This is a genomic window from Stenotrophomonas sp. 10L48 (assembly GCF_056395105.1).
In genome coordinates, this window is sequence record NZ_JBFTIX010000001.1 from 310,358 (window position 1) to 323,076 (window position 12,719).

12 protein-coding genes are annotated in these 12,719 nt (G+C 65.1%); 5 read left to right on the plus strand and 7 right to left on the minus strand.

All coding sequences use genetic code 11. From position 1 onward, the window contains the following. Positions 1–105: 105 nt before the first annotated feature. Together AC1DCU_RS01630 and AC1DCU_RS01635 are read left to right on the plus strand one after the other, a co-directional pair. Positions 106–1,959: an ABC transporter ATP-binding protein gene (locus tag AC1DCU_RS01630; RefSeq protein ID WP_315828815.1), complete on the plus strand. Its 1,854-nt coding sequence runs from the start codon at positions 106–108 to the stop codon at positions 1,957–1,959. 79 nt (positions 1,960–2,038) lie between these two features. Next, positions 2,039–2,818 (plus strand): ferredoxin--NADP reductase, encoded by a 780-nt coding sequence (locus tag AC1DCU_RS01635; RefSeq protein WP_313113952.1) that lies wholly within the window; start codon positions 2,039–2,041, stop codon positions 2,816–2,818. A 67-nt stretch (positions 2,819–2,885) separates the two neighbouring features. On the opposite strand, the gene AC1DCU_RS01640 is transcribed toward AC1DCU_RS01635, so the two are convergent. Beyond that, positions 2,886–3,365 carry a glutathione peroxidase gene (locus tag AC1DCU_RS01640; protein WP_313113949.1) on the minus strand — a complete coding sequence of 160 codons (480 nt, stop codon included), beginning with the start codon at positions 3,363–3,365 and terminating at the stop codon, positions 2,886–2,888. A gap of 159 nt (positions 3,366–3,524) precedes the next feature. On the opposite strand from AC1DCU_RS01640, the gene AC1DCU_RS01645 reads away from it, so the two are divergent. Continuing rightward, complete coding sequence (locus tag AC1DCU_RS01645; RefSeq protein WP_032978818.1) at positions 3,525–5,693, plus strand: M3 family metallopeptidase; 2,169 nt, start codon at positions 3,525–3,527, stop codon at positions 5,691–5,693. A 141-nt stretch (positions 5,694–5,834) separates the two neighbouring features. On the opposite strand, the gene cfa is transcribed toward AC1DCU_RS01645, so the two are convergent. Genes cfa through AC1DCU_RS01660 form a run of 3 tightly spaced genes read right to left on the minus strand, consistent with a single transcriptional unit; the run spans position 5,835 to position 8,190 of the window. Beyond that, positions 5,835–6,950, minus strand: a complete 1,116-nt coding sequence (gene cfa / locus AC1DCU_RS01650) for a cyclopropane fatty acyl phospholipid synthase (protein ID WP_032978815.1) — start codon at positions 6,948–6,950, stop codon at positions 5,835–5,837. A 19-nt stretch (positions 6,951–6,969) separates the two neighbouring features. Continuing rightward, positions 6,970–7,851 carry a DUF3298 and DUF4163 domain-containing protein gene (locus AC1DCU_RS01655; RefSeq protein WP_025876745.1) on the minus strand — a complete coding sequence of 294 codons (882 nt, stop codon included), beginning with the start codon at positions 7,849–7,851 and terminating at the stop codon, positions 6,970–6,972. Between the two features lie 36 nt (positions 7,852–7,887). Then, positions 7,888–8,190: a GNAT family N-acetyltransferase gene (locus AC1DCU_RS01660; protein WP_025876743.1), complete on the minus strand. Its 303-nt coding sequence runs from the start codon at positions 8,188–8,190 to the stop codon at positions 7,888–7,890. Between the two features lie 208 nt (positions 8,191–8,398). On the opposite strand from AC1DCU_RS01660, the gene AC1DCU_RS01665 reads away from it, so the two are divergent. After that, a complete protein-coding gene (locus AC1DCU_RS01665) occupies positions 8,399–8,560 on the plus strand; it encodes a hypothetical protein (RefSeq protein WP_162887673.1) in 162 nt (53 codons plus the stop codon). A gap of 58 nt (positions 8,561–8,618) precedes the next feature. On the opposite strand, the gene AC1DCU_RS01670 is transcribed toward AC1DCU_RS01665, so the two are convergent. Together AC1DCU_RS01670 and AC1DCU_RS01675 are read right to left on the minus strand one after the other, a co-directional pair. After that, positions 8,619–9,245: a rhomboid family intramembrane serine protease gene (locus AC1DCU_RS01670; RefSeq protein ID WP_025876742.1), complete on the minus strand. Its 627-nt coding sequence runs from the start codon at positions 9,243–9,245 to the stop codon at positions 8,619–8,621. Between the two features lie 7 nt (positions 9,246–9,252). Next, positions 9,253–10,818: a POT-type proton-dependent oligopeptide transporter gene (locus AC1DCU_RS01675; protein ID WP_478013644.1), complete on the minus strand. Its 1,566-nt coding sequence runs from the start codon at positions 10,816–10,818 to the stop codon at positions 9,253–9,255. A gap of 162 nt (positions 10,819–10,980) precedes the next feature. Here AC1DCU_RS01675 and AC1DCU_RS01680 point away from each other — a divergent pair, with 162 nt between their 5' ends. After that, on the plus strand, positions 10,981–11,817 hold the full coding sequence (locus AC1DCU_RS01680; protein WP_025876740.1) for an endonuclease/exonuclease/phosphatase family protein: 837 nt from the start codon (positions 10,981–10,983) through the stop codon (positions 11,815–11,817). 113 nt (positions 11,818–11,930) lie between these two features. Here the strand turns inward: AC1DCU_RS01680 and AC1DCU_RS01685 are convergent, their stop codons facing one another. Then, entirely contained in the window at positions 11,931–12,542 is a 612-nt protein-coding gene (locus AC1DCU_RS01685) for a superoxide dismutase (RefSeq protein ID WP_005410310.1), read from the minus strand. Positions 12,543–12,719 lie beyond the last annotated feature (177 nt).

Here is a 12,719-nt window from a genome sequence, read left to right on the forward strand (position 1 = left end):
CAAATTCACGCGGTACCCCCAGCGTCCGCATCCCTGTTGCGCTTGCATTCAGCGCTGCATGCCCTGCATCGCGACGTTCACGCCCCCACAGCGCACAATGGTGCCATGCCTGCCGCTGCCGCCAAGAAACCCAGCCTGCGCCAACGCTTCAAGGCGATGCGCAACCTGCCGCCGTTCCTGCGCCAGGTGTGGCAGACCAGCCGCGCACTGACCCTGGCCAGCCTCGGCCTGCGCCTGATCCGTGCGCTGCTGCCGGTGGCGATGTTGTACGTCGGCAAGCTGATCATCGATACCGCCCTGCACCTGAGCCAGCACGGAGCCGGTTTTCCGCCGATGGGCGAGGCACTGTCCAGCGGCCTGCTCAATCCACTGCTCGGCCTGCTGGCACTGGAATTCGGCCTGGCGATCGCCTCGGACCTGCTCGGTCGGCTGGTCAGCTACGCCGATGCGCTGTTGTCGGAGCTGTTCGCCAACGCCACCAGCGTGCGCCTGATGGAACATGCGGCGACCCTGGACCTGGAGGATTTCGAGGACCCGGACCTGCAGGACAAGCTGGACCGCGCACGGCGCCAGACCATGGGCCGGATGAACCTGATGAGCCAGCTGTTCGGCCAGGTGCAGGATGCGATCACCGTTGCCAGCCTGGCCGTCGGCCTGCTGGTCTACGCACCGTGGCTGATCCTGCTGCTGGCGCTGGCGCTGGTGCCGGCCTTCATCGGCGAGTCGCACTTCAATGCGGCCGGCTACAGCCTCAACTTCCTGTGGACGCCGGAGCGCCGCCAGCTGGACTACCTGCGCCAGCTCGGTGCCAGCGTGGAGACGGCCAAGGAAGTAAAGATCTTCAACCTGCACCGGTTCCTGGTCGACCGCTACCGCAGCCTGTCGGCGGCACTGTTCCTGGCCAACCGCGCGCTTGCCCGGCGGCGGGCGTTCTGGGGCACGCTACTGGCCGCGCTGGGCACGCTGGGCTACTACACCGCGTATGCGTATATCGCCTGGCGCACGGTGCGTGGCGATTTCTCGATCGGTGACCTGACCTTTCTCGCCGGCAGCTTCCTGCGCCTGCGCCAGTTGCTGGAAGGCCTGCTGATCGGGTTCTCGCAGGTGGCCAGCCAGGCGCTGTACCTGGACGACCTGTATTCGTTCTTCCAGATTGAACCGGAAATCCACTCGCGCCAGGACGCGGTGCGCGTGCCGCAGCCGATCCGCGAGGGCTTCGTGTTCGAGGACGTGGGCTTCCGCTACCCCGATGCCGAGCAATGGGCCGTGCGCCACCTGGATTTCCACCTGCACGCGGGCGAAGTACTGGCGCTGGTCGGCGAGAACGGCGCGGGCAAGACCACCCTGGTCAAGCTGCTGGCACGCCTGTACGAACCGGACGAAGGCCGCATCCTGCTGGATGGGCGCGACCTGCGCGACTACGACCTGGACGACCTGCGCGCCAATCTGGGCGTGATCTTCCAGGATTTCGTGCGCTACAACCTCAGTGCCGGCGAGAACATCGGTGTCGGCCAGGTCGAAGCGATGGACGACCGCGCGCGGATCTCCGATGCCGCCCGCCGCGGCATGGCCGAGGAAGTGATCGCTGCCCTGCCCGGCGGCTATGACCAGCAGATCGGCCGCCGCTTCCAGCAGGGCGTGGACCTGTCTGGTGGGCAGTGGCAGAAGATCGCCATTGCCCGTGCGTGGATGCGCGATGCACAGGTGATGATCCTGGACGAGCCCACCGCGGCACTGGACGCCCGCGCCGAGTTCGAGGTGTTCCAGCGGTTCAGGGAATTGGCGGATAATCGTACGGCAGTGCTGATTTCCCACCGCTTCTCTTCAGTACGCATGGCCGACCGCATCCTGGTGCTGGCCGATGGCCGGATCGAAGCCAGCGGCACGCACGAGCAGCTGATGGCACAGGGCGGCCGCTATGCCGAACTGTTCGAACTGCAGGCGGCCGGTTATCGCTGAGAACGCCTCTCGTTCCGCCTAATGAGAACCTGTCTCATTTGAGATAGAATTGTCCCGACGACTTCCGATAGATACGCCCATGTCCTCCGCTTTCGGCGCCGAAACGGTGCTTGAGGTCCGCCACTGGACCGACGCCTACTTCAGCTTCACCCTCACCCGTGACAGCGGTTTCCGCTTCGAGAACGGCCAGTTCGTGATGATCGGCCTGGAGACCGATGCGCGGCCGCTGCTGCGCGCGTACTCCATCGCCAGCGCCAACTGGGAAGAACAGCTGGAATTTTTCAGCATCAAGGTGCAGGACGGTCCGTTGACCTCGCGCCTGCAGCACATCAAGCCAGGCGACAAGGTACTGGTCGGCAGGAAGCCCACCGGCACCCTGCTGATCAGCGACCTGCACCCGGGCAAGCACCTGTACCTGCTGGGCACCGGCACCGGCCTGGCACCGTGGCTGTCGGTGATCAAGGACCCGGAGACCTACGAGCGCTTCGACAAGGTGATCCTGTGCCACGGTGTGCGCTACGAGAAGGACCTGGCCTATCGCGATTATTTCGAGAAGGAACTGCGCGAGCATGAGTTCCTGGGCGAAATGGTCGGCGACAAGCTGCTGTACTACCCGGCGGTGACCCGCGAGCCGTTCCCGAACCAGGGCCGCCTGACCTCGCTGATGGAAAGCGGCGAGATGCAGCGCACGCTCGGCCTGCCCGAGCTGAACCCGGAAAACGACCGCGCGATGATCTGCGGCAGCCCGCAGATGCTGGCCGACCTGCGCACCGTGCTGGACAGCCGTGGCTTCCAGACTTCGCCGCGCATCGGTACGCCCGGGCACTACGTGTTCGAGCGCGCGTTCGTCGAGAAATAAGCCGCCTCGGTAGCGCCGGGCCATGCCCGGCGGATATCGGTTGCCGGGCATGGCCCGGCGCTACCGGTCACAACATCGCCTCGATGCCGCCGCGCAGCTGCTCCGGCTTGGTGGTCGGAGCATAGCGATCCACCACCTGGCCTTGGCGATCGACCAGGAACTTGCTGAAGTTCCACTTGATGCGGGCGATACCCAGCAGCCCGCGCTTCTGCTGCGACAGCCATGCCCACAGCGGGTCGGCACCCTCGCCATTGACCTCGATCTTCTGCGACAGCGGGAAGCTGACCGGGTAATCGATCGAACAGAACTGGCGGATCTGCGCGGCATCGCCCGGCTCCTGCGCGCCGAACTGGTTGCAGGGAAATCCGATCACCACCAGGCCGCGATCACGATAGTCCTGCCACAGCTGTTCCAACCCGGTGTACTGCGGGGTAAAGCCACAGCGGCTGGCCACGTTGACCAGCAGCAGCGGACGGCCCTGGTACTGCGCCAACGCCTGCGGCTGGCCTTCAAGGTCGCGGAAGCTGAAATCGTAGGCAGTGGTCATGGCGGATGGCCGTGGGCGGTGATTGCATGGTACCCGGGCAGCCGCCCAGGGGGTGGCCCTGCTGCGGAGCGGCTTTGCCAACATGCCTTTTGACACAAGTGCGGGCGCGCCGGGCCGGGTTACCCTCGGGCCCTTGTTTGCCTTACCGGAGTATCGACCTTGACCACCCGCCTTGCCCTTGCCGTGGCCATGACCCTCGGCCTTGCCCTGCCCGCCTATTCGGCCAGCGCCGCCGCCCCGGCCGCCGCTGCCAATGCCCAGCAGGCCAATCCGTTCTTCGCCGACAGCCCGCTGCCGCTGCATTTCCCGCAGTTCGACAAGATCAAGGACAGCGACTTCGCCCCGGCCTTCGACGCCGGCATGGCGCAGCAGCTGAAGGAAGTGGAGGCGATCGCCAACACCAAGGCCAAGCCGACCTTCGACAACACCATCATCGCCCTGGAAAAGAGCGGTGACACCCTGGACCGCGCGACCACCGTGTTCTTCAGCCTGGTCGGCGCCGACACCAACGACACCCGCAAGAAGCTGCAGGCCGACTATTCGGCGAAGTTCGCCGCGCACAGCGATGCGATCGCGCTGAACGGCAAGCTGTTCGCACGCATCCAGGCGCTGTATGACAGCCGCACCACCCTGGGCCTGGACGCTGAAGGCGTGCGCCTGGTCGAGAAGTACTACGACAACTACGTGCGCGCCGGCGCCAAGCTGTCCGAGGCCGACAAGACCAAGCTGAAGGAAATGAACGCCGAGCTGGCCAACCTCGGCACCAAGTTCAGCCAGAACGTGCAGTCGGAAGTGAACGCTTCGGCGATCACCGTCAACGACGTCAAGGAACTGGACGGCCTGTCCAAGGAGCAGATCGCCGCTGCCGCCGAAGCCGCCAAGGCCCGTGGCCTGGACGGCAAGTACGTGATCACCCTGCTCAACACCACCGGCCAGCCGCCGCTGACCAACCTGGCCAACCGTGCCCTGCGCCAGAAGATCTACGAAGCGTCCACCACCCGCGGCAGCCGCGGCGGTGAGTTCGACAACACCGCGCTGGTCGCGCGCATCATGCAGCTGCGCGCCGACAAGGCCAAGCTGATGGGCTTTGCCAACTTCGCCGCCTACAACCTGACCAACCAGACCGCCAAGACCCCTGAAGCGGTCAATGCGATGCTCGGCAAGCTGGCCCCGGCAGCGGTGGCCAACGCCAAGCGCGAAGCCGCCGACCTGCAGGCAATGATCGACCAGGAACAGAAGGCCGCCGGCAAGCCGACCTTCAAGCTGGAGCCGTGGGACTGGGCCTTCTACAGCGAGAAGGTGCGCCAGGCCAAGTACAACTTCGACGAATCGCAGCTGAAGCCGTACTTCGAGATGAAGAACGTGCTGGAGAACGGCGTGTTCTTCGCCGCCAACCAGGAATTCGGCCTGACCTTCAAGCAGCGCACCGACCTGCCGGTCTACCACGATGACGTCACCGTCTATGACGTGTTCGATGCCGACGGCAGCCAGCTGGCGATCTTCATCTTCGACCCGTACGCACGCGCCTCCAAGCGCGGCGGTGCGTGGATGAACTCGTACGTCTCGCAGTCCAAGCTGACCGGTTTCAAGCCGGTGGTGGCCAATCACCTGAACATTCCCAAGCCGCCGGCCGGCCAGCCGACCCTGCTGACCTGGGATGAAGTGAGCACCACCTTCCACGAGTTCGGCCATGCCCTGCACGGCATGTTCTCGAACGTGAAGTATCCGTACTTCTCGGGCACCGCGGTGCCGCGCGACTTCGTCGAGTTCCCCTCGCAGGTCAACGAGATGTGGGCCGACAATCCGGCCATCCTGAAGAACTACGCCAAGCACTACCAGAACGGCTCGGCAATGCCGCAGGCACTGCTGGACAAGGTGCTGGCCGCGGCCAAGTTCAACCAGGGCTTTGCCACCACCGAGTACCTGGGCGCCGCCATGCTCGACCAGCGCTGGCACCAGATCGGCCCGGACCAGGTCCCGGCCGCCAAGGACGTGATGGCCTTCGAGCGCGCCGCGCTGGAGAAGGACGGCATCTACTATGCGCCGGTTCCGCCGCGCTACAGGACCCCGTATTTCAGCCACATCATGGGCGGCTACTCGGCCGGCTACTACGCCTACATCTGGTCGGAAGTGCTCGACGCCAACACCCAGAAGTGGTTCCGCGACAACGGCGGCCTGAGCCGCAAGAACGGCGACCACTTCCGCGCCACCCTGCTGTCCAAGGGTGGCAGCGTGGATGCGATGCAGCTGTTCCGCGATTTCGCCGGGCACGAGCCGCAGATCGAACCGCTGCTGGAAAAGCGTGGCCTGACCGGCACCGGCAACTGATCGCCGGCACCGCATAGCGTGAAACGAAAACCGCCCGGGAGACCGGGCGGTTTTTTTGTACGCCATCCACGCATTGCGTGGATCTACCGCAGGGTTGCGTGATCCCAGTAGATCCACGCCATGCGTGGATGCTCTTCCAGATCATCGCGGCGCCACGTATCCCCCGGGCACGCCCTCCGGCGACAGCACCAGCTGCCACAGCTGCGCATGCCGGCAGCGGAAGCTGGCCATCGATCCGGCCAGATAGAAGCGCCACATGCGCCGGAAATGCTCGTCATAACGTGCGTCCAGCCGTGGCCACGCCGCTTCCACGTTGCGCCGCCAAGCCTGCAGCGTCAGGTCGTAGTCGGTACCGAAGTTGTGCCAGTCCTCCAGCACGAAGCGCCCTTCGAACGCCCGGCTGATCTGCACCGCCGACGGCAGCATCGAATTGGGAAAGATGTAGCGGGCGATCCACGGATCGGTGCGGTGACGCGAAATGTTGCTGCCGATGGTATGCAACAGCAGCAGTCCCCGCGGCGAAAGACAGCGCCGGGCCACGTCGAAAAAGCTGTGGTAGTTCTTGTCGCCCACGTGTTCGAACATGCCGATCGAGAAGATCGCATCGAAAGGTTCATCAAGTTCGCGATAGTCCTGCAACCGGATCTCGATCGGCAGGCCAGCGCACAGCGTGCGGGCGAAGTCGGCCTGCTCCTGCGAGATGGTGATGCCCACGCCACTGACACCGTATCGTTCGGCGGCGAACTTCAGCGCCTCGCCCCAACCGCAGCCGATGTCCAGCACGCGTTGCCCGGGACGCAGCCCCAGCTTGCGGCACACCAGGTCCAGCTTGGCTTCCTGCGCGCCATCCAGATCGTCGGCATTGCGCCAGTAACCACAGCTGTAGACCAGGCGCTGGCCGAGCATCGCCTGGTACAGGTCATTGCCAAGGTCATAGTGGCGGCGGCCGACTTCATAGCTGCCCGCCCCGGACTGCAGGTTGAACAGGCGCGCCTTCAAGGCGTCGGCCACCTCGCGCCAGCCGTGCACCCGTTCGTCCAGGTGCGCCTGCATCAGGTGGTACAGGAACTCGTCGAGGACGTTGGCATCCCACCAGCCGTCCATGTAGCTCTCGCCCAGGCCGAGTGAGCCGTGCGCGATGACCCGCGCGAAGAAGCGCGGGTCATGCACCTGGATATCCTGCGGCCGGGTTCCATCGATCTGGACCCCGGCCTCGTGGAGCAGGCCGGTGACCCGCTCCTGCAACCCTGTATCCACGTCACCTCCTCGTCTACGGTTACCCGCGTGCGAACAGCTCCACGTAGTCCTTGGCCACGTGTGGCAACAACACCGAAGCCGGCACATCGGCGGTCTGGGTGCCGTCCGAGTATGGACCCACCTGGTAGGGCGGGAACACGAAGCGCAGCGCGGTGATCTGTCCCTTGTCGTCGGTCAGCGGCTGGAACTGGCTGAAGTTGTCGGCCTGCGGACCGGTGCCGTCGGCGATCATCCGCGAGGCGTTGCGCAGCGATTCCTGCAGCTGCGACGGGTCCATGTCCTCGCCGCTGAGGCGGGTGGCCACACGCTCGCGCAGCTGGTCGGCGACGAAATCGCTGATCGCTTTCCAGCCCTTGGCATCGGCCACCAGCTTGTCGGCGCTCAGCATCTGCTGCTGCGCCGGCAGCCACACGAAACGAGCCACCAGCGGTTCGCCATGGGCGCCGCCGGTGTAGCGGCTGCCGTCGGCACTGACCACCACCAGCTGCGGCGTCTCCAGCAGCTTCTCGAAGCTCAGCGACAGCTCATAGGGCATGGTCGGCTTGTCGTTGCCCAGCCCGTCCAGCGCCTGCTGCAGATCGCTGCGGGCGGAGGTGGCATAGGCCTGCAGCGCGCGTGCCAGGCCCGGATAACGATCGATGCCCGCCGGGTAGCTGATGCCAACCACTTCACGTTCGTTGTTCTCGATCACATCGCGCAGATCCAACGGCGCTTCCGCCGCGGGTGCCTCGGCGGTGCCGGTGGTTTCGGCCGCAGGTGCGGCATCGGTGGCCGGAGCCGCCTCGTTCTCGCGCTGGCAACCGGCCAGCAACAGCACGCCCATAGCGCCGGCCAGCACGCTGGCGTGCAGTGGCCGGTTGTTTCCAATCTTCATCGGGATCCCCTGTTCATGTTCATGCATCATCGCCTGCCTTGGCTGAAGGGTGGCCCGCTGGATTCAGCCCACAAGCAGATCGTGGTACTCCTCGTGCCGCTGCAGGAAGGCCTCGGCATAGGCACATGCCGGCACCACCTTGTACTTCTGCTCACGGGCGAAACGCAGTGCGACCCGGGTCAGCTCACCGGCAATGCCGCGGCCGGCGATCGGCTCGGGCACTTCGGTATGGGTGATGACCATCCGCCTGCGCTTGATCTGGTACTCCAACAGTGCCACCTGCCCACGCACACGGGCGGTGAAACGGTGATTGACCTGATCGTGTTCGACCTCGTAAGCCAGACCGGGGGGCGTGACCGAAGCCATGGGACTGTCTCCTGCGGCGACTGCGTGGATGGTGCGCACGCGGGCGCCATGATCGCGTGAAGCCTGAACAGGGACAAGTCTGCGCCCGTTGCGTCAGTTGTTGCCCTCAAGCTTCAGGCCAACCGGCCGCTAACCCCTCTGCAGGGGTGCGCCAGCCTGGCATGCCCCTTGCGACAGTTGACCAAGCGATCTGCCGTGGAGGCCCGTGATGCACCCCAGCGATTCCCAATCCGATACCGATCACGCCCTGCTGGAGGGCCTGCTGCAACTGGCCGTGGAGGGACAGACCGAAGACCAGGCGTTCCAGAGCATCGGCGAGGAAGTGTTCTCCCGCCTGCTCGATACCTACGGTCAGCAGACCCGGGCCTGACCCGGAGCGGGGCCGCGGCCCCGGGGGTCGGATCCAGTGGATCCGACCCCGGCCACCCTCAGCCGCCGCCGAGGCGGAAGGTCGGGTTGGACAGTTCGCGCAGGAAGTGACTGAAGATGCTCGGCTGCATGGCCAGCATGAAGATCACGCCGAACGCCGCACCGGCCAGGTGCGCGCTGTGGTTGATGCGATCGCCACCGCGCTTGTCCATCCAGATGCTGTAGCCGACGTAGAACGCGGCATAGACGATCGCCGGCGCCGGGATGAAGAACACCAGGATGATCGACCACGGCTTGATCAGGATGAAGGCGAACAGCACCGCCGACACCGCCCCGGACGCACCGAGGCTGAGGTAGTTCGGGTTCTTCTGGTTCTTCAGGTAGCTGGGCAGGATCGAGACCAGCAACGCACCGACGTAGAACGCCGGATAGACCAGATAGCTGCCGGTCAGCTGCACCATCACGCTCTCGATGAACCCCCCGAAGAAGAACAGGGTGATCATGTTGAAGATCAGGTGCGACCAGTCGGCATGGATGAAGCCGTAGGTGATCAGGCGGTCGTACTGGCGGTGGCGATCCACCGCCGGCGGCCACAGGATCAGGCGGTCGGCCAGCTTGCGGTTGTTGAACGCCATCCACGACAGGATGGCGGTGATGGCGATCAACAGCAGATTGACGGGGGTCATGTCAGGCTCAGGCGGTGCGGTAGTTGTCGACCATACGATAGCGTCGTGCATACCAACCAAAGGCCAACGCCGCGATGAAGGCGAAGCCGGCGAAGAAGAACATCAGGAATGCCGCCTCGCTCAACCCGGTCCCCGCGATCTGGTGGGTCACCGTCTCGTTGCGTACGGCCGCATTGGACAGCAGCACCCACAGGTTGCCGATGGTGGTGGTCAGGTTCCAGAAGCTCATCACCACGCCCTTCATCGCCTGCGGGGCCTGGCTGTAGGCGAACTCCAGGCCGGTGGCCGAGACCAGCACCTCACCGAAGGTCAGCAGCGCGTACGGCAGCATCTGCCAGAAGATCGACATCGCATTGCCGCCATCCATCACCACCTGGATGCCACCCACCACGATCCAGGCCAGGCCGCTGAAAGCGATGCCGGCGGTCATCCGGCGCAGCGCGGTGGGCTCGAAACCGAAGCGGCGCAGGGCTGGGTACAGCACCAGGTTGTTGAACGGAATCAGGATCATCACCAGCAGCGGGTTCAGCGCCTGCATCTGCGAGGCGGTAAACCAGCTCGGCATCTGCATCTGCTGGCCCTGCAGCACCCAGGTCGAAGCTTTCTGGTCGAACAGCGAGAAGAACGGCGTGGTCAGGGCGAAGATCACCAGCACGCGCAGCACCGAGCGCACGCCTTCCACGGCTTCGGCCGGATGCTGGCCGCGCGCGCGGTCCAGCTGCAGCCAGGTGCCACCACCGATGCCCGCGAGGATCGAGACCAGCGCCAGGCACAGGCAGATCACGATGCCGAGCGAGCCGATCAGGCCGAACGAGGCCACCGCCAGCACCAGGCCGAGCACGGCGATCACAAGGCCCGGACGGCCCTGGCCGGCCACCCGCGTGGTCAGCGCGGTGCGCACCACATTGGCGAACGAATGCGGGTCCTTCGGCGGCAACGGCACCAGCACGTAGCGCTTGCGGCCCAGCCAGAACACGAAGGTGGCGATGAACATCAGGATGCCCGGAATACCAAACGCCCACTGCGGGCCCCAGTTCTTCAGCACCAGCGGGATCAGCAGCGAGGCGAACAACGAACCGAAATTGATGATCCAGTAGAAGGCGTCGAAGACGATTTTGGCCAGGTGCTTGTTGCTCTGGTCGAACTGGTCGCCCATGAACGAGGCCACCAGCGGCTTGATGCCACCGGCACCCAGCGCGATCAGGCCCAGGCCGAGGAAGAAGCCGCCACGGCTGCCCTCGAACAGCGCAAGGCACAGATGGCCCATGCAGTAGACCAGGCTGAACCACAGGATGGTGTGGTACTTGCCGAAGAACTTGTCGGCCAGCCAGCCACCGAGCAGCGGGAAGAAATACACGCCGATCATGAAGCTGTGCATGATGTCCTTGGCTTCACCGGCACGGCCTTCGGCCGTGATTTCCTGCAGCAGCAGGGAGGTGATCAGGAACTGCACCAGGATGTTGCGCATCCCGTAGAAACTGAACCGCTCGCAGGCCTCATTGCCGATGATGTACGGGATCTGGCGCGGCATCTTTCCCTGGCCGGCGATGGGGGCGACTGCGTCGTGGCTCATCCTGTAAGGCATTCCTGCAAAACGAAAGGCGCAAGAGTACCGGAACCTGTGCGTGCGAAGCACGCTGCAGGGCTGCATGACAGGCGCGCCAAAGCATGGCAGGCATGTGCGGCCCTGCCGGAAGTCACGGAACCTGCACGGCAAAAGCGTAAACTTATCGTTATGCGCCCCCTCCCCTTTGCCCGCATTCTGTCCAGCTGCCTTGCCCTCATGCTGGCCGTGCCTGCATTGGCACGACCGCAGGCGCCGCCGGCCGCCGGCCTTGCCACGGAGGTGCGGCAATTGACCGTCGCCGCGCTGGAACTGCCCAGCCGTGATGAAGGGCAATGGAAGCAGCGCCGCGAACAGGTGCTGCAGCTGCTGACCGATCTGCAGCCGGATGTGATCTCGGTGCAGCAGGTCCTGCAGCAGCAAGGGCGCAACCCGGCCTGCTGGTTGGCCAGCCGGCTGCGCTACAGCTGCGATTTCGTCACCGCAGACCCGCCGAGCCAGCCGGTCCGGCATGGCAACGCGATGCTCAGCCGGCTGCCGGTCAGCGAGGACGGCGTCACCCTGCTGCATCCGCCGGGCACCTTCAGTGCCGCCGGCATGATGCGCCTGCGGCTGGGCGACAACGACGTCAACGTCTACGTCGCGCGCCTGCGGCCGGAGCCGGATGAGGCCACGGCCCGGCAGCATCAGACCAGCGACCTGATGACATGGATCGGCGCCACGGCCGAGGGCATGCCGAGCCTGATCGCCGGGGATTTTTCCGCAAGCACCGTCGAGCTGGTGCGCAGCACGCCCGGCTTCCAGCCGGCCCGGCGCAATCCCGGCGCACCGGCGGCCAGCGGCGGTGGCGCCAGTGGCCATGGGCTGGACGTGCTGTTCCAGGTCAAGCATTTCGGCGGCATCCGCCAGCAGGCGATCATGCTGCCCGCCGATGGCGACCTGCCCGGCCTGCGCCTGGGCGTGATGGCGACGCTGCGGCTGCAGGACGTGGCTGCCACCACCGAATGAGAACCATGAGGTTGCCGGCCAGCGGCCGGCACTACTGATGCGCAAACAAAAAAGGCCGGGGTCTCCCCCGGCCTTCTGTTGAAGCCGCCGGGCATGGCCCGGCGCTACCGTTCTCAGGCGATCGCTTCCTGGTAACGACGCTCGACTTCGTTCCAGTCGATGACGTTGAAGAACGCGCCGATGTATTCCGGACGACGGTTCTGGTACTTCAGGTAGTACGCGTGTTCCCACACGTCCAGGCCGAGGATGGGGGTGTTGCCTTCCATCAGCGGGCTGTCCTGGTTGCCGGTGCTCTCGACCACGACCTTCTTGTCCGGGGTCACGCTCAGCCATGCCCAGCCGCTGCCGAAACGGGTCAGCGCAGCCTTGGTGAAGGCGTCCTTGAACTTGTCGAAGCCGCCCAGGTCCTTGTCGATGGCCTTGGCCACGTCGCCCACCGGGTTGCCGCCAGCATTCGGAGCCATCACGGTCCAGAACAGCGAGTGGTTGGCATGGCCGCCACCGTTGTTGCGCACCGGACCCTGCAGGTTCTCGGGCAGCGACTTCAGCTTCTTCACCAGTTCTTCGACCGGCAGGTCAGCGTACTCGGTGCCTTCCAGCGCCGCGTTGACGTTGTTGATGTAGGTCTGGTGATGCTTGGTGTGATGGATTTCCATCGTCGCCGCATCGATATGCGGTTCCAGCGCGTCGTAGGCGTAGGACAGCTTGGGCAGGGTGTAGGCCATGATGCATCTCCTGATTGCGAGGGCACCCGACGGTGTCGGGCGTTGCGCGGTGAATGATGGGGACAGGCCGCCAGATTACCAAGGGGGATGTAAAGGAAATTGCGTCCTGCAGGTGAGCATGCCGGCAATTGTTACGCAGCGGTGACGCGGCGCGCGCCCTCATGCAGGGTGCAGCGC

Coding starts and splice junctions, on each gene's coding strand:
- AC1DCU_RS01675 (WP_478013644.1), bottom strand. CDS start 10,818: ATGAGCCACGACGCAGTCGCCCCCATCGCCGGCCAGGGAAAGATGCCG.
- AC1DCU_RS01680 (WP_025876740.1), top strand. CDS start 10,981: ATGCGCCCCCTCCCCTTTGCCCGCATTCTGTCCAGCTGCCTTGCCCTC.
- AC1DCU_RS01660 (WP_025876743.1), bottom strand. CDS start 8,190: ATGGCTTCGGTCACGCCCCCCGGTCTGGCTTACGAGGTCGAACACGAT.
- AC1DCU_RS01640 (WP_313113949.1), bottom strand. CDS start 3,365: ATGACCACTGCCTACGATTTCAGCTTCCGCGACCTTGAAGGCCAGCCG.
- AC1DCU_RS01665 (WP_162887673.1), top strand. CDS start 8,399: ATGCACCCCAGCGATTCCCAATCCGATACCGATCACGCCCTGCTGGAG.
- AC1DCU_RS01655 (WP_025876745.1), bottom strand. CDS start 7,851: ATGCATGAACATGAACAGGGGATCCCGATGAAGATTGGAAACAACCGG.
- AC1DCU_RS01670 (WP_025876742.1), bottom strand. CDS start 9,245: ATGACCCCCGTCAATCTGCTGTTGATCGCCATCACCGCCATCCTGTCG.
- AC1DCU_RS01630 (WP_315828815.1), top strand. CDS start 106: ATGCCTGCCGCTGCCGCCAAGAAACCCAGCCTGCGCCAACGCTTCAAG.
- AC1DCU_RS01685 (WP_005410310.1), bottom strand. CDS start 12,542: ATGGCCTACACCCTGCCCAAGCTGTCCTACGCCTACGACGCGCTGGAA.
- AC1DCU_RS01635 (WP_313113952.1), top strand. CDS start 2,039: ATGTCCTCCGCTTTCGGCGCCGAAACGGTGCTTGAGGTCCGCCACTGG.